This is a genomic window from Micromonospora sp. BQ32 (genome assembly GCF_059358895.1).
On the sequence record NZ_JCADBI010000023.1, the window covers coordinates 54,715 to 77,619 of the forward strand.

At 71.5% G+C, this 22,905-nt stretch carries 16 protein-coding genes; 8 read left to right on the forward strand and 8 right to left on the reverse strand.

What is annotated here, in order from left to right; genetic code table 11:
- Positions 1-26: 26 nt before the first annotated feature.
- Positions 27-3,665, reverse strand: coding sequence for a transcription-repair coupling factor (gene mfd, locus AC5L30_RS30255; protein ID WP_494871451.1), 3,639 nt, complete (start codon positions 3,663-3,665; stop codon positions 27-29).
- A 326-nt stretch (positions 3,666-3,991) separates the two neighbouring features.
- Between mfd and AC5L30_RS30260 the strand changes: the two genes are divergently transcribed.
- Together AC5L30_RS30260 and ppc are read left to right on the forward strand one after the other, a co-directional pair.
- Positions 3,992-4,906 (forward strand): cyclase family protein, encoded by a 915-nt coding sequence (locus AC5L30_RS30260; protein WP_494871453.1) that lies wholly within the window; start codon positions 3,992-3,994, stop codon positions 4,904-4,906.
- Positions 4,907-5,399: 493 nt separating this feature from the next.
- Entirely contained in the window at positions 5,400-8,186 is a 2,787-nt protein-coding gene (ppc, locus tag AC5L30_RS30265) for a phosphoenolpyruvate carboxylase (protein ID WP_494871454.1), read from the forward strand.
- Positions 8,187-8,256: 70 nt separating this feature from the next.
- Here ppc and AC5L30_RS30270 read toward each other — a convergent pair whose 3' ends face one another.
- Positions 8,257-9,075 carry a hypothetical protein gene (locus AC5L30_RS30270; RefSeq protein WP_494871456.1) on the reverse strand — a complete coding sequence of 273 codons (819 nt, stop codon included), beginning with the start codon at positions 9,073-9,075 and terminating at the stop codon, positions 8,257-8,259.
- A gap of 54 nt (positions 9,076-9,129) precedes the next feature.
- Between AC5L30_RS30270 and AC5L30_RS30275 the strand changes: the two genes are divergently transcribed.
- Positions 9,130-10,305, forward strand: coding sequence for a DNA recombination protein RmuC (locus AC5L30_RS30275; protein WP_494871458.1), 1,176 nt, complete (start codon positions 9,130-9,132; stop codon positions 10,303-10,305).
- A 137-nt stretch (positions 10,306-10,442) separates the two neighbouring features.
- Complete coding sequence (locus AC5L30_RS30280; RefSeq protein WP_494871459.1) at positions 10,443-13,739, forward strand: S8 family serine peptidase; 3,297 nt, start codon at positions 10,443-10,445, stop codon at positions 13,737-13,739.
- A gap of 71 nt (positions 13,740-13,810) precedes the next feature.
- Here AC5L30_RS30280 and AC5L30_RS30285 read toward each other — a convergent pair whose 3' ends face one another.
- Together AC5L30_RS30285 and AC5L30_RS30290 are read right to left on the reverse strand one after the other, a co-directional pair.
- Positions 13,811-14,245: a hypothetical protein gene (locus AC5L30_RS30285; RefSeq protein ID WP_494871460.1), complete on the reverse strand. Its 435-nt coding sequence runs from the start codon at positions 14,243-14,245 to the stop codon at positions 13,811-13,813.
- Positions 14,246-14,285: 40 nt separating this feature from the next.
- A complete protein-coding gene (locus AC5L30_RS30290; protein WP_238661615.1) occupies positions 14,286-15,272 on the reverse strand; it encodes a 4-hydroxy-3-methylbut-2-enyl diphosphate reductase in 987 nt (328 codons plus the stop codon).
- 165 nt (positions 15,273-15,437) lie between these two features.
- Here AC5L30_RS30290 and xseA point away from each other — a divergent pair, with 165 nt between their 5' ends.
- Positions 15,438-16,670, forward strand: coding sequence for an exodeoxyribonuclease VII large subunit (gene xseA, locus AC5L30_RS30295; protein ID WP_494871463.1), 1,233 nt, complete (start codon positions 15,438-15,440; stop codon positions 16,668-16,670).
- A 45-nt stretch (positions 16,671-16,715) separates the two neighbouring features.
- Positions 16,716-16,937, forward strand: coding sequence for an exodeoxyribonuclease VII small subunit (locus AC5L30_RS30300; protein WP_030328827.1), 222 nt, complete (start codon positions 16,716-16,718; stop codon positions 16,935-16,937).
- A gap of 81 nt (positions 16,938-17,018) precedes the next feature.
- On the opposite strand, the gene AC5L30_RS30305 is transcribed toward AC5L30_RS30300, so the two are convergent.
- A complete protein-coding gene (locus AC5L30_RS30305) occupies positions 17,019-17,870 on the reverse strand; it encodes a hypothetical protein (RefSeq protein WP_494871464.1) in 852 nt (283 codons plus the stop codon).
- Positions 17,871-18,076: 206 nt separating this feature from the next.
- On the reverse strand, positions 18,077-18,754 hold the full coding sequence (locus tag AC5L30_RS30310) for a DUF4245 domain-containing protein (protein ID WP_494871465.1): 678 nt from the start codon (positions 18,752-18,754) through the stop codon (positions 18,077-18,079).
- A 159-nt stretch (positions 18,755-18,913) separates the two neighbouring features.
- On the opposite strand from AC5L30_RS30310, the gene glpX reads away from it, so the two are divergent.
- Together glpX and AC5L30_RS30320 are read left to right on the forward strand one after the other, a co-directional pair.
- Complete coding sequence (gene glpX, locus AC5L30_RS30315) at positions 18,914-19,945, forward strand: class II fructose-bisphosphatase (protein WP_091394313.1); 1,032 nt, start codon at positions 18,914-18,916, stop codon at positions 19,943-19,945.
- A complete protein-coding gene (locus AC5L30_RS30320; protein ID WP_494871467.1) occupies positions 19,942-20,922 on the forward strand; it encodes a DMT family transporter in 981 nt (326 codons plus the stop codon). The genes glpX and AC5L30_RS30320 overlap by 4 nt, the downstream gene beginning before the upstream one ends.
- Before the next feature lie 83 nt (positions 20,923-21,005).
- On the opposite strand, the gene AC5L30_RS30325 is transcribed toward AC5L30_RS30320, so the two are convergent.
- Together AC5L30_RS30325 and AC5L30_RS30330 are read right to left on the reverse strand one after the other, a co-directional pair.
- Entirely contained in the window at positions 21,006-21,485 is a 480-nt protein-coding gene (locus AC5L30_RS30325; protein WP_494871468.1) for a hypothetical protein, read from the reverse strand.
- Between the two features lie 258 nt (positions 21,486-21,743).
- Positions 21,744-22,841 (reverse strand): hypothetical protein, encoded by a 1,098-nt coding sequence (locus tag AC5L30_RS30330; RefSeq protein WP_494871469.1) that lies wholly within the window; start codon positions 22,839-22,841, stop codon positions 21,744-21,746.
- Positions 22,842-22,905 lie beyond the last annotated feature (64 nt).

Consider the following 22,905-nt stretch of genomic DNA (forward strand, 5'->3'; position numbering starts at 1 on the left):
GCGCTGGCGCCCCCAGCGGCAGCGGTTCAGGCGCTGGCGCCCGCAGCGACGGCGAGTGGGGCGGGGGCACCGAGCACATCGGAGAGCAGTTGCGCGCACCACTGGAGCAGCGCCTGGTCACGCAGCGGCTCGCCACCGATCCGACGGGTGGTCGGTCGGGGCACGCTGACCTGGTCGGTGGCCTGCTTGTAGACGGCATCCGGGTGGTAGCGCTTGAGCCGCAGCTGCTTCGAGTCCGGCAGCGGCAACGGGCCGAACCGTACGTGCTTGCCCTGCACGGACACGTCGGTCAGGCCGTAGCGGCGGGCCAGCAGGCGGAACCGGGCCACCTCCACCAGGTTCTGCACCGGGGCCGGCGGCTCGCCGTACCGGTCGGTCATCTCGGCGATCACCTCGCCCAGCCGTTCCTCGTCGCGGGCCTCGGCGAGCTTGCGGTACATCTCCAGGCGCAGCCGCTCCACGCTCACGTAGTCGTGTGGCAGGTGCGCGTCGACCGGCAGGTCGATCTTGACGTCGGTCTCCTCCTCCGGCCGTTCACCCTTGAACGCGGAGACCGCCTCGCCGACCATCCGCACGTACAGGTCGAAGCCGACACCCTCGATGTGCCCGGACTGCTCGCCGCCGAGCAGGTTGCCGGCACCCCGGATCTCCAGGTCCTTCATCGCCACGTACATGCCGGCGCCCAGCTCGGTGTGCTGGGCGATGGTCGCCAACCGCTCGTGGGCGTGCTCGGTGAGCGGCTTCTCGGGCGGGTAGAGGAAGTAGGCGTACGCCCGCTCCCGGCCCCGGCCGACCCGACCTCGGATCTGGTGCAGCTGGGCCAGGCCGAGCAGGTCGGCCCGCTCCACGATCAGCGTGTTGGCGTTCGGGATGTCGATGCCCGACTCGACGATCGTGGTGCAGACCAGGACGTCGAACTCCTTCTCCCAGAAGCCGACCATGACCTTCTCCAGGGCGTCCTCGCCCATCTGGCCGTGCGCCACCGCGACCCGCGCCTCGGGCACCAGCTCCCGCAGCCGCCGTGCCGCCCGGTCGATCGACTCGACCCGGTTGTGCAGGTAGAAGACCTGTCCGTCGCGGAGCAGCTCACGGTGGATGGACGCGGCCACCTGCCGGTCGTCCTGCGCGCCGACGAAGGTGAGCACCGGGTGCCGCTCCTCCGGCGGGGTGGCGATGGTGGACATCTCCCGGATGCCGGTGATCGCCATCTCCAGGGTGCGCGGGATCGGGGTGGCCGACATGCTGAGCACGTCGACCGACGCGCGCAGCGTCTTCAGGTGCTCCTTGTGCTCGACACCGAAGCGCTGCTCCTCGTCGACGATCACCAGACCCAACTGCTTGAAGCGGGTCGCCGTCTGCAACAGCCGGTGCGTACCGATGACGATGTCGACGGTGCCGTCGGCGACCATCTCCAGCGTCCGCTCGGTCTCCTTCGGGGTCTGGAACCTCGACAGCTGCCGGATCTGCACCGGGAACTGGCTCATCCGCTCGGCGAACGTGTTGTAGTGCTGCTGCACCAGCAGCGTGGTCGGCACCAGCACCGCCACCTGCTTGCCGTCCTGCACGGCCTTGAACGCCGCCCGGACCGCGATCTCGGTCTTGCCGTAGCCGACGTCACCGCAGATCAGCCGGTCCATCGGGACGGTCTGCTCCATGTCCCGCTTGACCTCGTCGATCGCGGCGAGCTGGTCCGGCGTCTCCTGCCAGGGGAAGGCGTCCTCCAACTCCCGCTGCCACGGCGTGTCCGGGCCGAACGAGTGCCCCTTGGACGCCTTGCGGGCAGCGTAGAGCTGGATGAGCTGCGCGGCGATCTCCCGCACCGCCTTGCGGGCCCGGGCCTTGGACTTCTGCCAGTCCGAGCCGCCCATCTTGTGCAGGGTCGGCTGCTCCCCGCCCACGTAGCGGGAGAGCTGGTCGAGCTGGTCGGTGGGGACGAACAACCGGTCGCCGGGCTGGCCCCGCTTGCTGGCCGCGTACTCGATGACGAGGTATTCCCGGCTGGCGCCGTTGACGGTGCGCTGCACCAGCTCGACGTAGCGGCCGATGCCGTGCTGCTCGTGCACCACGTGGTCGCCGGTCTTCAGCTCCAGCGGGTCGATGGTGTTGCGCCGCCGGCTCGGCATCTTGCGCATGTCCCGCGTCGAGGTGCCCCGGCCGCCGGTCACGTCGTTGCCGGTCAACAACACGAAACGGGACGCCTCGTCGACGAATCCGCTGCTCAGCGCGCCACAGGTGACCACCAGCTCGCCCGGGACGGGCGCGGTCGGCACCTCCTCGGTCAACCGGGCACCCAGGCCGGCGTCGCGCAGCACCTCCACCGCCCGCTGGGCGGGGCCGTGCCCCTCGAAGACCAGCGCGATCGACCAGCCCTCGCCGGCCCAGCGCTTCAGGTCCTCGACCACCCGCGAGGTCTCGCCGTGATAGAGCGGCGCCGGCTGGGCGGACAGGGTCACCGCGATGGCGTCGTCCGGGGTGACGGCAGCCTGCTCCGGCGCATCCTCCCAGGGCTGCCGTGCCTCGGCGGCTTCCGCCTCCACGAGGCCGAACGGGGACAGCGTCCACCACGGCTGGCCGAGCCTGCCCGCGGCGGCGCGTACCTCGCCGAGGGTGCGGAAGGCGGCGGCGCCGACGTCCACCGGGGCCTGGCCGCCGACCGCGGCGGCGGCCCAGCTGGCCTGCAAGAACTCCTCCGAGGTACGGACCAGGTCGTGCGCCCGCGTGCGGATCCGCTCCGGGTCGCAGAGCAGCACGTGGGTGCCGGCCGGCATGGCGTCCAGCAGCAGCTCCAGCGAGTCGGGGCCGACCAGCACCGGAGCGAGGGACTCCATCCCCTCCACCGGGATGCCCTCGGCCAGCTTGTCCAGGATCTCGGCCAGTTCGGGGTGCTGCTCGGCGAGCGCGGCGGCCCGGTCGCGGACCGCCGGGGTGAGCAGCAACTCCCGACAGGGCGGTGCCCAGAGCAGCGGAACCTGCTCGATGGTCCGCTGGTCGGCGACGGCGAAGGTGCGGATCTCCTCCACCTCGTCGCCCCAGAACTCGACCCGGGACGGGTGCTCGTCGGTGGGCGGGAAGACGTCCAGGATGCCGCCGCGTACCGCGAACTCGCCGCGCTTGGTGACCAGGTCGACCCGGGCGTACGCCATGTCGATCAGCCGGCGGGCGACCTCCTCCAGGTCCGCCTCCTCGCCGGCGGCGAGCTGCACCGGCTCGAGATCACCGAGCCCCTTGAGCTGAGGCTGGAGCAGCGAACGGACCGGGGCCACGACCACTCGCAGTGGCCCGGTGCCGCCGTGCGCGTCGGTCGCCTCCGGGTGCGCCAGCCGGCGCAGCACGGCCAGCCGCCGGCCCACCGTGTCCGAGCGTGGGGACAGCCGCTCGTGCGGCAGCGTCTCCCAGGAGGGGAAGACCACCACCTGCTCGGCCGGCAGCAACCCGCCCAGCGCGGCGGCCAGGTCGTCGGCCTCCCGGGTGGTGGCGGTCACCGCCAGCACCGGTCGCCCGGCCCCGTCGTTGTCCGCGGCGACCGCCGCGACGGCGAACGGGCGCAGCGCCGCCGGGGCGGTGATGTCGAGGCCGTCGACCTGGGCGGCACCGGAGCGCGCCAGGTCACGCGCCCGGGCCAGCCCGGGGTCGGACAGGGCGGCGGTGAACAGACCGGTGAGCAAGGGAATCCTTCCCGGGGAGTCGACGCACACGACGGCGGCCCCTCGTCCAGCCGGACGGGGGGTGCACCCGGCAAGCCTAGCTCCGCCGGTCAGCCATTTCCCGCTTGCCGGCCGACCGGGACGCAACGGGTACGCCGACACCCGTCCCGCGCTCCTGACCAGCAGGGCGCGCTGATCCACTCGACTTCAAGGAAATCGGGGCATCGTCGGCGCGTCGACACCGCGCTTTCCTTGAACCCGAGTGGATCTTCCGTCGCGCGCGACCGGTTGTCGCGCCATCCTGGCGGATCTTGACCGACTGCCGGCCGGCGTGGTCGGGTTTCGGGATGGGTGAGCAGTGGCGGGCACAGTTCGACGCGGAGGTGAGCTTCGCCAACGGCGGCGGGCTGCGTACCGAGGGGTTCCGGCTGGACATTCCCGGTCGGGAGATCACCGACGACGACCTGGCGGCGTTGTTCGTCCGGCACCTCGGACTGCTGATGGTCGCCGACGTCCGGATCAGCGCCAAGACGATCATCGAGGAGCCGCACAAGGGCGGCCGGGGCGTTGCCGTCGGTCAGCCGACGCCCGTCCGCAGGCTGATCGAGTTGAGCCACGTGATCAGCGACGGGATGACCACCCTGCCGGGTTGGCCCGGCCCCCGGATCACCGACTGGCTGACCTTCGCGGCATCCCGTGAGCGGTACGCCCCGGGCACCGAGTTCCACGTGGCCCGAATCGACCTGATCGCCAACACCGGCACGTACCTGGACACGCCCGCCCACCGGTGGGCCGGCCGGGACGACCTGACCGGGGTGTCGCTGGACAGCCTCGCCGACCTGCCCGGGATGGTGGTCCGGGTGCCCGCCGACGTCCGGGCCGTGGATCGGTTGATGCTGGCCCCGTACCAGGTGGCCGGGCGTGCGGTACTGCTGCACACCGGGTGGGATGCGCACTTCGGCACCGAGCGGTACGGCGCGCCGGAGGCGCCGTACCTGACCGGGGACACCGCTCAGGCGCTGGCCGACGCGGGCGCAACCCTGGTGGGCATCGACTCGATCAACATCGACGACATGAGCCCGGCGGCCGCCGGCGTACGCCCCGCGCACAGCACGTTGCTGGCCGCCGGCATCCCGATCGTGGAGCACCTGACCGGTCTGGACGCGTTGCCGCCGACCGGGTTCCGGTTCACCGCGGCCCCGCCGATGGTGGCCGGCATGGGGACCTTCCCCGTTCGCGCCTTCGCCGTCGTCAACCCCTGACGCCACCCGCGACGCCGTCAACGCACGGCCAGCGGCCGGTCTCCGCCGGGACGAGGGCGCGGGCAGGTGGTTCCGCCCTGTGGCCCATAAAACGGACCATAAGCTGACAACATGGACAAGAAATCGCACGGCACAGCCCGCGACTGGGCGCCGCGCAGCCCCGGGCTCGCCAACGACCTGACCAAGGCGGCGGTGTACTTCGACTGGCGGTCGGCCGGTTGGCCGGCTTCCGCCCTCGCCATCTGGGCGGTGCTCGGAGGGCTCGGATTGGTCAGCGCGAGCCTGGTCCGCGGTCGTCGGGCCGCCACCTCCGGCCCCGGGGACGATCGGCTCCGGCCCCTCGCCGGGCCGGCACGGTGGCTGAGATCACGCCGGAAAACACCCTGCTGGCGGCAGTGGATCACCAGGGGGCCCTCCAGACATCCCCGGCGCGCGGATACCATCCAGTAAGTCGGACAGCGCTGTCCTTCGTATCCACGTAAGGGAGCGCATCGTGACCGACCAGCACGACCACGACGGCCCGGACGCCGCACTGCGCGCCGACATTCGCCGACTCGGCACCCTGCTCGGCCAGACCCTGGCCCGCCAGGAGGGTCGCCCGCTGCTCGACCTCGTCGAGGAGATCCGCGCCCAGGTCCGCTCCGACGCCCCGGCGGCCGCCCAGCGCCTCGGCGGTTTGGATGTGACCACCGGCACCAAGCTGGCCCGCGCCTTCTCCACCTACTTCCACCTGGCCAACATCACCGAGCAGGTGCACCGGGCACGGGATCTGCGCCGCCGCCGCGCGGTGCAGGGCGGCTGGCTGGACCAGGCCGCCAAGATGATCGCCGAACGCGGGGTCCCGGCCGAGGAGATCGCCAACGCGGCTCGCCGGCTGGCGGTACGACCGGTCTTCACCGCGCACCCGACCGAGGCGGCCCGTCGCTCGATCCTGTCCAAGTTGCGGGCGATCGCCGACGAGTTGGACACCGAGACCGCCAATGCGATCCTCTACGGCGCCAGCGACGAGGGTCCGGCCAACCGCCGGCTGGCCGAGTTGCTGGACCTGATGTGGCAGACCGACGAGCTGCGGCTGGACCGGCCGGACCCGACCGACGAGGCCCGCAACGCGATCTACTACCTGCGCGACCTGTACGCGGAGGCCGCCCCGCAGGTGCTCGACGACCTGGCCGACACGTTGCGCACGCTCGGCGTGGAAACCTCGCCGACGGCCCGGCCGTTGAGCTTCGGCACCTGGATCGGCGGCGACCGCGACGGCAACCCGTTCGTCACCCCGGCGGTCACCCGTGAGGTGTTGACCATCCAGCACGAGCACGGCATCGCGGCCACCGAGAAGGCGATGGACCACCTGATCAACGAGGTCTCGGTGTCCCGCCGACTGCGCGGGGTGTCCCTGGACCTCTCCGCCAGCCTCGCCGCCGACCTGGACGCGCTGCCCGAGGTGGCGCAGCGCTTCCGGCGGGTCAACGCGGAGGAGCCGTACCGGCTCAAGGCGCGCTGCGTGAAGGCGAAGCTCGCCAACACCCGGCTGAGGTTGCGCCAGGGCACCGCGCACGTACCCGGCCGGGACTACCGGGGCTCCGCCGAGCTGATCGCCGACCTGGACCTGCTCCGCGCCTCGCTGGCCCGCAACTCCGGGCAGCTCACCGCGGTCGGCCGGTTGGCCTCCACCATCCGTACGGTATCCGCGTTCGGCCTGCACCTGGCCACCATGGACGTGCGGGAGCACGCCGAGGCGCACCACGCGGTGCTGGCGCAGCTCTACGAGGCGGTCGGCGAGGTCTCCGACTACCCGGCGCTGACCCGGCTGGAACGCACCAAGCTGCTCGCCGACGAGCTGACCGGCCGCCGCCCGCTGTCCACCCTGGACACGGCGCTGTCCGAGCCGGCCCGCAAGACGTTCGACGTGTTCGGAACCATCCGGGAGGCACAGGACCGGTTCGGCGGCGAGGTGATCGAGTCGTACATCATCTCGATGACCCTGGGCGTCGACGACGTGCTGGCCGCCGTGGTGCTGGCCCGCGAGGCCGGCCTGGTGGACGTGCACAGTGGGCGGGCCCGGGTCGGGTTCGTGCCGCTCCTGGAGACCCCGGCCGAGCTGAACGCCGGCGGTGAACTCCTCGACGAGCTGCTGTCGCTGCCCGCGTACCGGGCGCTGGTGACCGCCCGGGGCGATGTGCAGGAGGTCATGCTCGGCTACTCCGACTCGAACAAGGAGGCCGGGATCACCACCAGCCAGTGGTCGATCCACCGGGCGCAACGCGCGCTGCGTGACGTGGCCGCCCGGCACGGCGTACACCTGCGGTTGTTCCACGGCCGGGGCGGCACGGTCGGGCGCGGCGGCGGGCCGACGCACGAGGCGATCCTGGCGCAGCCGTACGGCACCATGGACGGCGCGATCAAGGTGACCGAGCAGGGCGAGGTGATCTCCGACAAGTACACCCTGCCCTCCCTGGCCCGGGAGAACCTGGAGCTCACCCTCGCCGCGGTGCTCCAGGCGACCCTGCTGCACACCGCACCCCGGCAGCCGGCCGAGATGTTGGAGCGCTGGGACGCGACGATGGACGTGGTGTCCGAGTCGGCGTTCCGGTCCTACCGGTCGCTCGTCGAGGACCCGGACCTGCCGGCGTACTTCTGGGCGTCCACCCCCACCGAGCTGCTCGGCGCGCTGAACATCGGCTCAAGGCCGGCGAAGCGCCCGAACACCGGCGCCGGGCTGTCCGGGCTGCGGGCCATCCCGTGGGTGTTCGGCTGGACGCAGACCCGGCAGATCGTGCCGGGCTGGTTCGGGGTCGGCTCCGGGTTGGCCGCCGCCCGCGAGGCGGGGCTGGCGGACGTGCTGGCCGAGATGCACCGCAACTGGCACTTCTTCCGCACGTTCCTGTCGAACGTCGAGATGATGCTGACCAAGACCGACCTGAGCATCGCCCGCCGGTACGTCGAGACGCTGGTGCCGAAGAAGCTGCACCCGATCTTCGAGCAGATCGAGCAGGAGTACGAGCTGACCAAGCGGGAGGTGCTGGCGGTGACCGCCTCACCGGCCCTGCTGGAGAACTCGCCGGTCCTCCAGCGCACCCTGGCCGTCCGCGACACCTACCTGGAGCCGCTGCACCATCTCCAGGTGGCGCTGCTGCGGCAGTACCGGGAGTCGGGCGCCGCCGGGCGGGCTATCGCCACCGCCCCGGGCGGCCGACGCGCGCCGAGCGACGGCACCGCCCTGGAACGTGCGCTGCTCACCACGGTGAACGGCATCGCGGCCGGTATGCGCAACACCGGCTGATCGACAGGTACGACAACGGGCCCCGGTCAACTGCGACCGGGGCCCGTTGTCGTAGGTCTGCGATCGACGGTCAGAAGTCCCCGCCGCCGAAATCCCCGCCCCCGAAGTCACCGCCGCCGAAGCCGCCACCACCGAAGTCCCCACCGGCGTAGTCGCCGCCGCCGACGTCCCCACCCTGGTCGCCGCCGCCGAAGTCGCCGCCCTGGTCGCCTCCGTCGCCGCCCTGGTCGACACCGTCACCGAAGCCCTCCTGGTAGCCGGCGTCGTAGCCGTACCCGGGGTCGGCGAAGGCGGGCGAGAAGAGCGCGTCGGCGATCAGGATGCCGCCGAGCACACCGGCGCCGGCGCCCAGCGCCGTCTTCCACCACGGCGTCGAATACCAGCCCGCGGGCACCGGTCGACCCTGATAACGCCCACCGGGGTAGTAGTAGGGCGTTTCCCGGCCGGGTTGCGGCCCGGCCCGGAACGTCTGCCCCTGCACGTCGACCTCGCGCTCCTTGGTGAGCTGCCCCACGCCACGGGCGGCGGCCAGGGTCGGCACCTCGGGCCCCGGATCGATGCCCAGCGCCGTGCGCGCCGCCCGGATGTACGCCAAACCCTCCAGCGCGGTCTCCCGGGCCAGCCCGAACTGGTGCGGCGTGGACGCCTGCTCCAGCTGGGAGCCCGCCGCGTTGTACCGCTCACCGGCGTCGGCCAGCGCCTGGCGTACCGCTGGTTCGTCGCCGTGCAGGTTCATCAGCTGGCCGCCGAGGCGCTCGTACCACCGCTGCGCCTCCGCGCGGGCGTCGCCGAGCTCGGTGCGCCGACGGGCACCGGCCTGAGCGCGGATGAGCGCGGCGGCGGCCAGCGCGCCGACCAGCACAACGGCGAGGCAGAGCACAAGTTCCATGTCATCGAACGTACCCGCGGGTGCCCCGTCGTATCCGTCTGGCAAGCTCCGGTGATGGACGTCTCGACGCTGCTCCTGGTGATCGTGTGCCTCGGTGCCGGCGGGGCGGTGGGCTGGCTCGCGGCCCGGTCCCGGTCGGCGGCCGACATCGCCCGCCTGGATGCCACCCTGGCCGCCACCCGGGAGGGTGAGGGCCGGCTGGAGCAGTCCATGCGGGCGTTGAGCTACGAGGCCACCGCGCAGTCCCAGGAGGCGGTGGCCCGGGCGGTCGCCCCGCTGCATGACACCCTGCGCCGCTACGAGCAGCGGGTGGCCGAGCTGGAGCACGACCGCGTCGACGCGTACGCCGAGCTGCGCGAGCAGGTCCGCTCCATGAACGCGGTCTCCGGTGAGCTGCGCACCGAGACCAAGCAGTTGGTGGCGGCGCTGCGCGCACCGCAGGTGCGGGGCCGCTGGGGCGAGCACCAGTTGCGCCGGATCGTCGAGGCGGCCGGGATGCTGGAGCACTGCGACTTCTCCGAGCAGGTCACCGCCGCCACCGACCAGCAGGTCGTCCGACCGGATCTGGTGGTTCGACTGCACGGCGGCCGCTCGGTGGTGGTGGACGCCAAGGCACCGTTCGACGCGTACCTGACAGCCATGGAGGCCCGCGACGAGCGCGGCCGGGACACCCACCTCGACGCGCACGCGCGGCACCTGCGGGGGCACGTCGACGCCCTGGCCGCCAAGTCGTACTGGTCGGCGTTCGACAACTCACCCGAGTTCGTGGTGCTGTTCGTCCCCGCCGACCCGTTCCTCGACGTCGCGCTCCAGCGCGACCCGACGCTGCTGGAGCACGCCTTCACCCGCAACGTGGTGCTCGCCACGCCGGCCACGCTGGTCGCCCTGCTCCGCACGGTCGCCTACTCCTGGCGGCAGGAGGCACTGGCCCGCAACGCGCTCGCGGTGCACACCCTCGCCCGGGAGCTGTACGGCCGGCTCTCCACCCTGGGCGACCACGTGGGCAAGCTCGGGTCCTCGCTGGCCGGTGCGGTGACCGCCTACAACCGGGCGGTCGGCTCGTTGGAGGCCCGGGTGCTGGTCAGCGCCCGCAAGCTCGCCGAGTTGGGCGTCTCGGACGACGAGTTGGCCACGCCGGCCCAGGTCGAGTTGACGCCCCGGCAGCCGCAGGCGCCTGAGCTGGCCGATCCGGCTGGCGACGAGGTTCCGACGCGCTCACCAATCATGTGACAGTGCGTATACCCGCATGTCACGAACTGGTCACAAGGGACTGACCAGTAGTGACAGTGCTCGCCGGCACCACGAAAGATTCTGCTCACCCGAGCGCCCTTCTCTGAAGGGCCCTGTTCTCTGGAGGTAAAGAGAACGTGAGCAGACTTCGAAACCTGAGCCGGCGCACCTCAGCCGCGCTCTTCGCGTCCGTCCTGGCGGTGAGCGCCATGACGACCATGGGTGGTGCCGCCACCGCGGCCGCCGCTCCCGCCACCACACCGGACGCTTCCCCGGCCACCGCCGCCGAGACGCTGGGCGCCCACGACGCCAAACTGCTCAGCGAGGCCCGCGCCAAGAAGGCCCCGACCGTCACGTTGATCGTCGCCACCGAGAAGGGTGAGGCGGGGGACGTCGCCGACAGCCTCACCAAGCTCGGCGGCACTGTCAGCCAGCGGCAGGACCGGGTCGGCTTCGTGCTGGCCAAGGTTCCGACCGACCGCGTCCTCAAGGCGGCGCGGCTGCCCGGCGTCTCGGCCGTCGACCTGGACGAGGTCATCCAACTGCCGGACCCGGCCCCGGAACAATCCCCCGCCGGCACCGCTGGCGCGCGGCAGGCCACCGTCGGGGCGCCGGGAGAGACCACCCCGGCCGACAACGCCTACATGCCGACGAACGAGACCGGCGCGGTGGCGTTCACCGCGGCCCACCCCACGTGGGACGGCCGGGGCGTCACGATCGGCATCATGGACTCCGGTGTGGACCTTGCCCACCCGGCGTTGCAGCAGACCACCACCGGCGAGCGCAAGATCGTCGACTGGGTCACCGCGACCGACCCGCTGGAGGACGGCTCGTGGCGGCGAATGCAGGCCGAGGTCGCCGGCCCGTCGTTCACCATCGCCGGCGGCACGTGGACGGCGCCGGCCGGTACGTACCGGTTCAACCTGTTCAGCGAGTCGGTCACCACCGCCAGCGACGCCCGGGGTGACGTCAACCGCGACGGCGACACGACCGACACCTGGGGTGTGCTCTTCGACCCGGCCACCAACAACATCCGGGTGGACGCCAACCAGAACCTCAACTTCACCGACGACCCGATCATGCGGCCGTACAAGGAGAAGTACGACATCGGCTACTTCGGTACCGACAACCCGGCGACCCCGGTCGCCGAGCGGCAGCCCTTCGTCGTCGAGTTCCGCAAGAACGTCAACACCACGCCGATCGGGCTGCCGGGCACCTACGACTACGTCAACATCGGCATCGTCGAGAGCACCCACGGCACCCACGTCGCCGGCATCACCGCCGCCAACGACATGCTCGGCAACGGGGCCTTCGACGGCGCCGCGCCCGGCGCCAAGCTGGTCTCCGCCCGCGCCTGCTCCTGGGGCGGCGGTTGCAGCGCGGCAGCCCTCACCACCGGCATGATCGACCTGGTGGCCAACCGTGGAGTCGACATCGTCAACATGTCGATCGGTGGCCTTCCGGGCCTGAACGACGGCAACAACGCGCGGACGAACCTCTACAACGAACTGATCGAGACGTACGGCGTGCAGCTGGTCATCTCGGCCGGCAACTCCGGCCCGGGTCTCAACACCGTCGGCGACCCGTCGGTGGCCAGCAACGTGATCAGCGTTGCCGCCAACATCAGCAAGGACACCTGGCTGGCCAACTACGGCTCGGTCGTCAAGAAGAAGAACGCGTTGTTCAACTTCTCCTCCCGTGGCCCGCGTGAGGACGGCGGCTTCAAGCCGAACATCGCCGCCCCCGGCTCGGCCATCTCCACCGCACCGACGTGGCAGCTCGGCGCCCCGGTCCCCGAGGCCGGATACGCGCTGCCCCCGGGCTACGCGATGCTGAACGGCACCTCGATGGCGTCTCCGCAGACCGCCGGCGCCGGCGCGTTGCTGCTGTCGGCCGCCAAGGCCACCGACCGGGGCGTCAGCCCGGCGGCGCTGCGGCGGGCGCTGTTCAGCTCCGCCAAGCCGATCGCGGACGTGCCGACGTACGCGCAGGGTTACGGCATGGTCAACGTGCCGGGCGCCTGGCAGCTGCTGCGCCAGGGCGTCGAAACCCGGTCGTACGTCTCCGACGCGCCGGTCTGCAGCCCGCTGGCGGACCAGCTCACCATCTGGAACGGTGTGAAGTTCGTGCCGAACCCGGGTCGGGGCACCGGCGTCTACAACCGCTGCACCTCGTCCGAGGGCGGCCACAAGGTCGGCCAGAGCAAGACGTACCCGGTCAAGCTGACCCGCACCAGCGGGCCGGCCGGCACCATCAGGCACGACGTCACGCTCCAGGGCAACGACGGCACCTTCAAGGCGCCGCAGACCGTCGCGTTGCCGCTCAACAAGGCCGTCACCATCAGCGTCACCGCCAAGCCGGCCACCGAGGGTGCGCACGGCGCGATCGTGCGAATCGACGACCCGGCCACCAACGTGGTCGACTTCGAGGTGTCCACCGTGGTGGTGGCCTCGAACGACGTGAAGAAGCCCAACTTCTCGTACGCCAACGAGGGCTCGGTCGACCGCAACGGCTTCACGTCGTACTTCGTCACGGTGCCGGAGGGCGCCAAGGCCCTCCAGGTGAACCTCTCCGGGATCGCCACCGGTTCGCAGACCCGCTTCATCGCGATCAACCCGTTGGGTGTGCCGGTGGAGGCCACCACGAGCACCGTCTGCTACACCAACTTCTCCGACGTCAACGTCTGCAAGCCGCAGGAGCGTGACTACCAGAACCCCCTTCCCGGGGTCTGGGAGATCGAGGTGGAGTCGCGGCGCACGTCCCCGGCGCTGAACAACCCGTTCAAGCTCCAGGCACGGGTGCAGGGCCTGACGGTCGAGCCGGCGCTGGTCGAGCTGCCCAGTGTCGAGGCCGGCGAGCCGACCCCGGTGAGCTGGGACGTCACCAACGCGTTCGGCCCGGTCTCGGTCAGCGGCCGCAGCGGCGCGCTGACCGGTGTGCGGACCGAGCGTCCGACCATCACCGAGGGCGGCCCCAACCAGGAATGGACCGTGGAGATCCCGGCGGGTACGTCGACGTTCACCGCCCGGATCGGCAACCCCGCCAACGCGGGCGCCGACCTGGACCTGTTCGTCTACCGGGGTACCACCGAGGTCGGCCGGGCCGCGGACGGCGACTCGGAGGAGGCGGTCACGCTGACCAACCCGGCCGCCGGCACCTACCGCGTCGTGGTGGAGCCGTACGGGGTTGACGGGCCGGGGACCAGCACCGCCTACGACTACTACGACGCGTTCGCGTCCGCGTCGCTGGGCACGATCACCGCTCCGGCCGTCGCGGTGCCGCTGATGCACGGCGAGTCGGCCACCATCACCGGCACGGTGACCGCGGTGGCCGTTCCGGCCGACGGGCGTCAGCTCTCCGGTGAACTGGCGATCGTCACCACCGAGGGTGCGATCGTGGGTCGCGGCAACGTGTCCATCGGTGCCGTGAACTGATCCGCTCGTAACACCGGCAGGAGCCCGTCCCCACGTTCGGGGGCGGGCTCCCGCATGTCAGGGGTGAATGGTCAGGACCGGTGGGCGGCCGTCACGACGAACGGGGTGCCCTGCTGGCAGGTGGTCATCATGCCGGGCTCCACCCGACCGGTGACCTCGACCCGCGCGCCCGGCGTCAGCACGTCACGCGGGCCGCCGAGCAGCAGGTAACCGTCGAGCAGTACGCAGCCGGGCTCCACGCCGCCCTGCACGGTGCCGCTCAGGGTGGTGGCCCCGACGCCCGGCGGCGTGCTCGGGCCGCCCGGCTTCGGAGGCTTCAGCCCGGGCGGCACGCTCCGGGTGCCGGTCGCTGGCGGGGGCGTCGGGTCGGGCGTGGGCTGGCTGGTCACCGGCTGCGCTCCCGTGGGTGTCGGGGTGGGTGTGCCGCCTCCGCCACCCTGGCCGCCGCAGGCGCTCAGCGCCACGCAGACGGCCAGCGCGGGGACGGCGAGCCGAAGAGTCCTCATGCCGAATCTGACGTACGCCGACCCGAGTTCGTTCCCGTGCTCAGCCGCGCGCCGCGGCGGCCTTCATGTCTCGCTTCAGCTCCTGCGGAAGCGAGAACGTGAGCCGCTCGTTGGCGGTGGTGATCTCCTCGACGTCGGCGAAGCCGCGGGCGGCGAGGTGGACCAGCACCTCCTGGACCAGGTCGTCCGGGACGCTCGCGCCCGAGGTCAGGCCGACCGTGGTGGCCCCCTCCAGCCAGGCGTCGTCGATCTCGTGCGCGAAGTCGACGAGGTGGCCGGCGCGGGCGCCGGCGTCGAGGGCGACCTCGACCAGGCGGACCGAGTTGGAGGAGTTCGTCGAGCCGACCACGATCACCACGTCGCAGTCGGCGGCGATCTCCTTGACCACGTGCTGCCGGTTGGAGGTGGCGTAGCAGATGTCGTCGCTGGGCGGCGACTGCAACAGCGGCAGCCGCTGCTTGAGCCGGGCCACCGTCTCCAACGTCTCGTCCACCGAGAGCGTGGTCTGGGAGAGCCAGACCACCTTCTCCGGATCACGGACGGTGATCTTGTCGGCGCCGTCCGGGCCGTCCACCAGCTGGATGTGCGCGGGGGCCTCACCGGCGGTGCCGATGACCTCCTCGTGCCCCTCGTGGCCGATGAGCAGGATGTCGTAGTCCTCGGCCGCGAAGCGCCGCGCCTCGTGGTGCACCTTGGTGACCAGCGGGCAGGTCGCGTCGATCGCCTTCAGCGAACGCGCCTTGGCCTGCTCGTAGACCTCCGGCGCCACGCCGTGCGCGGAGAAGATGACGGTGGCGCCCTCCGGCACCTCCTCGTTCTCCTCCACGAAGATCGCGCCCTGCGCCTCCAGGGTCTGCACCACGTGCTTGTTGTGCACGATCTGCTTGCGCACGTAGATCGGGGCGCCGTAGAGCTTCAGCGCCTCCTCCACGGTCTGCACCGCGCGGTCGACACCCGCGCAGTAGCCGCGGGGCTTGGCCAGGAGCACGCGCTTGCCGGTCCGGTGAGTCGCCTGAGCCTCAGTCACCACCCCATCGTACGTGCCACCCCTGAACCCGGCACCGGGCCGCGACCCCAACCCCAACCCCCTCCCCCTGCGTTGATCATGAAGTTATTGCTGCGACACGCCGGCACGGAGGGCAATAGCTTCATGATCGACGGGCCAGGTGGGGGAGGTCCGTAGGGTGGGCGGGTGAGCGAGGGTGGGCGGGTGGGCAGCGGCGGGGCGAGCAGCGCTGAGGAGCCTTGGCCGGTACGGGTGGTCAGCCAGAAGGTGGGGGCCTGGATCGCCAAGCTGGGCTGGGTGTGGGTGGACGGGCAGGTCGCGCAGATCAGCCGCCGCCCCGGGGCCAGCACGGTCTTCCTCACCCTGCGCGACCCGTCGGCCGACCTGAGCCTGACCGTCACCACTAACCGGGACGTCCTGGACTCCGGCGCGCCGGAGCTACGCGAGGGCGCCCGTGTGGTGCTGCACGCCAAGCCCGAGTTCTACGCCGCCCGGGGCACGCTGAGCCTGCGGGCCGACGAGATTCGCCAGGTCGGGCTCGGGGAGCTGCTGGCTCGACTGGAGAAGCTCAAGAAGCTGCTCGCCGCCGAAGGGCTCTTCGACCGCGCCCGCAAGCGTCGGCTGCCGTTCCTGCCCGGCCGGATCGGGCTCATCACCGGTCGCGCGTCGGCGGCGGAGCGGGACGTGCTGACCAATGCCCGGCGGCGCTGGCCGGCGGTGGAGTTCCGGACGGTCAACGTGGCCGTGCAGGGCCCCTCCGCGGTGCCGCAGATCGTCGACGCGCTCAAGGTGCTGGACGCCGACCCGAGCATCGACGTGATCATCATTGCCCGAGGTGGCGGCGGCATCGAGGACCTGCTGCCCTTCTCCGACGAGGCGCTCTGCCGCGCGGTGTTCGGCTGTCGTACGCCGGTGGTCAGCGCGATCGGCCACGAGACGGACGCGCCCTTGATCGACTACGTCGCCGATGTCCGTGCCTCCACCCCGACCGACGCGGCGAAGCGGGTCGTCCCCGACCTCACCGAGGAGGTACGCCTCATCGGTCAGGCCCGGCACCGCCTTGAACGGGCGGTACGCAACCTGGTCGACCGGGAGACGCACCGGCTCGACGGGCTGCGTTCCCGGCCGGTGCTGGCCCGGCCCCAGGTGATGGTGGAGCATCGGGCGACCGAGCTGACGGCGTTGCGCCAGCGGGCCGGCCGCTGCCTGGAGCATCGACTCGCGGCCGCCGAGGATGACCTGCGGCACACCCTCGCGCGGCTGCGCGCCCTCTCCCCCGCCGCCACCCTCGATCGGGGGTACGCGATCGTGCAACGCGCGGACGGCCACGTGGTCCGCGCGGCGGCGGAGGTCGGCAAGGGCGACCCGCTGCGGGTACGACTGGCCGACGGCGAGCTGGCCGCCACTGTCGATGGCTGAGTGGCGACGCGGCGCAGCGGGGAGTGGTGTGCTGAGATGAACGCGATGACTGACGACACGAAGGCCGGGCCGGACGAGCGGCTCAGTTACGAGCAGGCCCGCGCCGAGCTGGCCTCGGTGGTGGAGCGGCTGGAGGCCGGCGGCACGTCCCTGGAGGAGTCGCTGGCGCTCTGGGAACGCGGCGAGGCCCTGGCGGTGATCTGCCAACGCTGGCTGGATGGTGCGCGGGCGCGGATCGACGCCGCCCGGCAGGAGCCCGCTTCCTGACCCCGGCCGGGGCGACTCGAACCGCCGGTGGGGGGACGGGAACCGCCGGTGGGGCGGCCGGAGCCGCCCCACCTCGGTACGTCAGTTGAACAGGCTGTACAGCTCGGCCGGCGCCTCGACGACCTGGTCCGCCGGCGGCTTTTGCGCGGCGGTGGCGGCACCGTAGTCGGAGTAGGTCATCTTGATCTCCTGGGCGGCGGTCTGCCCGGCGGCCGGCAACTGCAACACCAGCTCGCTGAGCCGGCCCTGCGGGTCCACCTTCGCGGTGAACGGGACGGTCTTCGCCTGGGTGCCCAGCGCGGCGATCGTGGCGGCGTTCAACGAACCCGCCTCGGCGGCCTTGGTGACGTCGATGGTGCCGGCGTACGCGCCGGTGCCGGTGCTGCGGACCTCGGTGATGCCCTGGGTGAGCACCGCGCTGCCGGCTGGGTCGACCTTCTCGAAGTCGAAGCCGAGGTTGCGGTTGCCCTTGATCCGGTTCTGGTCGAGGTGCTGGTACTTGCCGAGGTTGAGCTGCTTGATGGCGGGCAGGCTGTCGGCGGTGGGGCCGGTCAGCTCCAGCTTGACCCAGCTGTCCGGCTTGAAGTGGATCACGTCGAGCTTCATCGCCAGGTCGGACGAGGGGCCACCGATCGCGATCTTCATCGCCGCGCTCTGGCTCGGCTGGTGCACCAGCCCTTCCGCCGTCGAGCCGGCGCCGGCCAGGGTGAACCGGAAGTTCCCGTTGCTGATCTCCTTGGTGGAGTCGAGCAGTGCCTGCTTGGCGTCGCCCGCCACCGGGGCGCCGGACGGGCTCGCCGTGCCGGACGCGCTCACCGTCGGGGACGGCGTCGATCCGGCGGTGCCGGTGCCGGTTCCGCTGGCGCAGGCGGCCAGTGCGGGCGTGATCAGAGCGGCGGCTACCAGGCCGGCGCCGAGTCGTCGAACAGTCATACGTGTCTCCCAAGGGGGTCACCCGACGACCTGGACGGCGCCGGAAACCGGGCGACGCGGCAGCACCGTCGGCCGCGTCGCGCGATCCGGGCCGAGCAGCGCGCCCGGATCACCCCCTCCTTGTTCCCTGTCGACGCGTCGGACAATCACCCTTCGGGCTGCTTGTCCAGATTCAATTCCTGCGGGACCACCGATCACCGGTCCGGTCAGCGCAGTGAGCCGGCCAGTTCGCGGAGTTCGTTGTCCCGGGCGTCGCCGACGACGATCATCGTGCGGGTCGGCTCCAGCAGGACCAGCGCCTGCTGATTTCCCCGGGCCGTGTAGAGCTGCCAGGTGCGCCCGGCCAGCTCGGTGGGGCCCTGCGGCTGGCCCTGACTGGTCAGCTCGGCGGGGAGCAGACGGTCCGCCGGGACGCTGCTCTGCAACAGTTGGACGCCCCGCCCCTCGGGCGTGAGGTAGCCGAGTCGCAGATTCGCACCGCCCTCGACGGTCTGGTAGCGGGCGCTGACCGTCTTCCAGCCGGTGCCGAGCCCCTGCGGCTGGCTCACCGGAAAGACGTTCGCCGAGCGGGCCTGCTCGATGGCGGGCGCCGGATCGACGGTCGTGGCCTGGTCGCCGCCGAGGAATCCCCGGTAGAACGCCAGCAGGAGCGCGATCGGGACGAGCAGCACCAGCAGCGAGATCGCCATGTCCTTCGGCGACCGCTCGGACTTGCCGGACACCGCCGGCGACCGCTCGGACTTGCCGGGCACCGCCGGCGGCGGTGGGGTCGGATCGGTCGCGGCGGGCTCGCCGCCGCGACCGGCGGGGACGTCGGCCGGCGGCTGACCGTCGGGCGGCGTGCGGTCGGCGGGTACGCGGTCGGCTGGCTGTGCGGGTTCCACCCCGCTATCTTCGCAGCCGCCCGACCGGCGGTATCCAGGCCATCACCGCCCCGCGCCGACGTCCGGTCGGCCATCGTGTGAGGATCAGCGACAAAGCCGGCAGTGGGGGCCTCCCTGCCGCCGGTCGTCCCCGCACCGTCGCGAGGAGGAGTAGCCGTCATGACGAACACCAGGACGCGGATCCCACAGGATCTCGACCGAAACCTTGCCCTCGACCTGGTCCGGGTCACCGAGGCCGCGGCGATGGCCGCCGGTCGGTGGGTCGGTCGAGGCGACAAGGAGGGCGGCGACGGGGCTGCGGTCGACGCGATGCGCAAACTGATCAACTCGATTCAGATGCGCGGTGTGGTGGTGATCGGCGAGGGCGAGAAGGACAACGCCCCGATGCTCTTCAACGGCGAACACGTCGGCGACGGCACCGGCCCGGAGGTGGACGTCGCCGTCGACCCGGTGGACGGCACCACGCTGATGAGCAAGGGCATGCCGAACGCGGTGGCGGTGCTCGCCGTCTCCGAGCGGGGTGCGATGTTCGACCCCAGCGCCGTGTTCTACATGGAGAAGCTCGCCGTCGGGCCGGCGTACGCCGACGTGATCGACATCAACGCCGGCGTGGCGGAGAACCTGCGCCGGATCGCCAAGGTCAAGGGCACCGACGTCTCCGAGGTGACCGTCTGCGTGCTGGACCGGAGCCGCCACGACGATCTGGTCGCGCAGATCCGCCGGACCGGGGCGGGTATCCGGTTCATCTCCGACGGCGACATCGCGGGCTCCATCGCGGCCGCCCGGGGCGAGTCGGACGTCGACGTGCTGATGGGCATCGGTGGCACCCCGGAGGGCATCATCTCCGCGTGCGCGCTGAAGTGCATGGGCGGCGCGATGCAGGCCAAACTCTGGCCGCGCGACGAGCAGGAGCGCGAGAAGGCGATCGCCGCCGGGCACGACCTGGACCGGGTGCTGGGCACCGATGATCTTGTCACCGGCGACAACTGCTTCTTCGTGGCGACCGGGGTCACCTCCGGTGATCTGTTGCGCGGGGTGCGTTACCGGGCGGGCGGCGCGTACACCCAGTCGATCGTGATGCGCTCGAAGAGCGGCACCATCCGCGTGATCGACTCGTACCACCGGCTGGAGAAGCTGGCGCTCTACTCCGCGGTCGACTTCGATGGTCGTCCGCTGGCCGAGCAGGAGTGACAGCCGCCGACACGGCGACCCCGCAGACCCTGTCGGCCGCCCGCCGGATCACCGGCGTCGCGCTGGCGTCGGCCTCCGGGGTCGCGGTGGCGGTGCAGTCGCGCATCAACGGCGAGCTGGGGGTACGCCTCGACGACGGTTTCGCCGCCGCGGTCGTCTCGTTCGGCATCGGTCTGCTGGTGCTGCTGGTGCTGGTGCCCGCGACCCCCGGTGGTCGGCGGGGGCTGGCCGCGACGCGGCGGGCGCTGCGGACCGGCACGCTGCGGCCTTGGCAGTGCCTCGGCGGGATGTGCGGAGCCTTCCTGGTGGCCACCCAGGGCCTCACCATCGGCACGTTGGGCGTGGCGGTCTTCACCGTGGCGGTGGTCGCCGGCCAGACCGGCAGCAGCCTCGCCGTGGACCGGGCCGGGATCGGGCCGACCGGCCGGCAGCCGGTCACCCGGCAGCGGCTGGCCGGCGCGGTGCTCACCGTGCTGGCGGTCGGCCTGGCGGTCGGCGACCGTCTTGGCGACCCGGGCGCGCTGGCGCTGGCCCTGCTACCGCTGCTCGCCGGAGTGGGTATCGCCTGGCAGCAGGCCGTCAACGGCCGGGTCCGAGCGGCGGCCGACAGCGCGTTGACCGCCACGCTTGTCAACTTCGCCGTCGGCACGGTCACCCTGCTCGTCGCGTTCGCGATCGACATCGCCGTACGCGGCTGGCCCAGCGGTCACCTGCCGACCGAGCCGTGGCTCTACCTGGGCGGCCCGATCGGCATCGTGTTCATCGCGATCGCCGCCGCGATCGTGCGCTTCACCGGTGTGCTGCTGCTCGGCCTGGCCACCATCGCCGGGCAGATCGTGGGCGCCGTCCTGCTGGACCTGATCCTCCCCACGGCGGCCTCGCACCCCGGTGTGAACACCCTGCTCGGGGCGGCGCTGACCATGGTGGCCGTGCTGATCGCCGCACTGGCGCCACCCGCCCGCCAACGTCCTCGCTGACTTTCAGGATAAATTGCCGAATAGCCGAGGCGAGACGCCCCGGCTATTCGGCTCAATGCCGCTCATGGGTTGACGCCACTGCACTAGCCGTTGTTGGTGACAGTCCTCGGGCTGCTGCAGCCATAAACGGTGCTGCACGCCTTATAAGTAATCCGGCTGCCGTAACCGCGGAGCTTGTTCTCGCTACTGTCCTCATAGAAATCCTTGTTGCAATACCCTTCAATAATTCCGCCGGACGCCCCGAGTTGACACTCACCGCTCCGGTACGGCTTCCATTCGCCGTTAACGTCCCTGATTTCGTTCAACCACTGCATGTAGCCGAAGTCCCATGGGTCGTCGGCGTCGCGGTCGGCAACCCAGAGCACGTCACCATACTTTTCGAAGCAAGCAGATATCCCCGCGATGGAGACCGGGCCAGCCCCATCGCAGTGAGCGGAACCAACGCTTGTCAGCGTCGCCTCCTGTGGTTCCCAGGTTGGCGCCGCGGCCTGGGCCGGCGCGGCCGCTCCAATCACAAACAGCATCGCTCCGATCGCCGCCGCGATGGCGTGCCGAGTTCGCATCAAGACGCTCCTCCTACTTAAGCCCCATCGGCGGAGCACCCACATTGAGCGCATCACTCACCGACGGCCGATTGGACTCCAATCACCGTATCGACGCCCAATCGCGACTTCCATCCTTTACGACTGTTCCGAACACTCTCTCCCATGTTCGCCCTGCTGAAACGGGTTGTTCGACCTTGTTCGGACCGGCCGGATCCACTCATGCGGGCCTTATCGCCTATTGGTGCAGAAGGCCGATCAGGTATGCATGGCGGAGGGTCAGCGCGACGGCGACTGCGACGGGTACGGCGGATCAGGCACCGTCGGTGGGCGCGCAGGGTAGGGCGCAGGCGGATAGGGCCCGTGCGGCGGATAGGGCGCATAGGGCGGGCGCGGCGGGTACCGGCGCTCGAACGCACGGGCCGGGTCCACCAGCCGCGCGATCCGGGTGGCGTGGGGATAGACGACCAGATCGCGCGGGGGGGCGACGAAGTGGCGCTGGACATCGCCCGGGTTCGGCGACCGGCGGGCCAACTCCTCCCGCTGCCCGTCGGGCACCTCCCAGGCCACCCGCCAGGTCGCACCGGCGTCGTCACTCTCCTCGACCCGTAGGTGCCCGGTGACAGTCCGGTAGCAACGCCGGGGCTCGTCCGAAGCGCACGCCTGCTGCTGCCCGAGCTCCTGGCGGGACAGTAGCCGCTGCTCATCCTCGGTGGCCGGCCGCCAGGTGGTCGCGCCGTCCTCGCTGACCACCCGCTGCCCGTCCATCGGATTGGCCGGCCAGTCCGACGTGCTGTAGCCGCTGCCGACCGAGATCGCCGGGTGACCGTCGACCACGGCGGTGGCCACTGCGTACGGATAGTAGATCGGGCTGGTCGCTGCCACCGCCAACACCGCCGGTGGCAGCACCACCAGCAGCCGGACCAGCCGGGCGGTCCGTTGGCGCACCGGGCAGCGACGTGACCGCGTCCAACTCCGCCAGGCCAGGCCGAGCGCCGGCAGGGTGAGCAGATCGGTCCAGTCGGCCCGGACCAGCGACGGCCCGGCCAGCACGGTCCAGGCCGAGGAGGCGAGTTCGGCCGCGTACCCGCTGGATTTGACGACCGCGAACCCGGCGCCCACCGTGACCAGGCCGGCCAGCGCGGCGGCCCGGGCCGGCAGCCGCGGCACCAGGAGGGTCAGCAGCACCGCGACCAGCGGTGGGGCGAGCACCAGGCCCGCGACGTCGCTCAGCTTGCCGGTCACCAGGCCGGGAAAGGCCCCCTTCAGCACATGGTCGTTGACCAGCAGCAGGACCAACGCGAACAGGGTGACGGGGTGGCAGAGCCAGGACAGCGTGGTGGGTTCGCCGTCCTGCGGAGTCTCGGAACCCGTCATCCCCTCAGGATCCGGTCGACCCGTCTCGATCCGGGCTCAGGTCGGCCTGGGTCCGATCCGACGG

What these genes read in the sequence shown, in the direction of transcription:
- AC5L30_RS30260 (WP_494871453.1), top strand. Translation starts at nt 3,992, where the DNA reads ATGGGTGAGCAGTGGCGGGCACAGTTCGACGCGGAGGTGAGCTTCGCC.
- AC5L30_RS30270 (WP_494871456.1), bottom strand. Translation starts at nt 9,075, where the DNA reads ATGGAACTTGTGCTCTGCCTCGCCGTTGTGCTGGTCGGCGCGCTGGCC.
- AC5L30_RS30275 (WP_494871458.1), top strand. Translation starts at nt 9,130, where the DNA reads ATGGACGTCTCGACGCTGCTCCTGGTGATCGTGTGCCTCGGTGCCGGC.
- AC5L30_RS30285 (WP_494871460.1), bottom strand. Translation starts at nt 14,245, where the DNA reads ATGAGGACTCTTCGGCTCGCCGTCCCCGCGCTGGCCGTCTGCGTGGCG.
- AC5L30_RS30300 (WP_030328827.1), top strand. Translation starts at nt 16,716, where the DNA reads ATGACTGACGACACGAAGGCCGGGCCGGACGAGCGGCTCAGTTACGAG.
- AC5L30_RS30305 (WP_494871464.1), bottom strand. Translation starts at nt 17,870, where the DNA reads ATGACTGTTCGACGACTCGGCGCCGGCCTGGTAGCCGCCGCTCTGATC.
- glpX (WP_091394313.1), top strand. Translation starts at nt 18,914, where the DNA reads ATGACGAACACCAGGACGCGGATCCCACAGGATCTCGACCGAAACCTT.
- AC5L30_RS30325 (WP_494871468.1), bottom strand. Translation starts at nt 21,485, where the DNA reads ATGCGAACTCGGCACGCCATCGCGGCGGCGATCGGAGCGATGCTGTTT.
- AC5L30_RS30330 (WP_494871469.1), bottom strand. Translation starts at nt 22,841, where the DNA reads ATGACGGGTTCCGAGACTCCGCAGGACGGCGAACCCACCACGCTGTCC.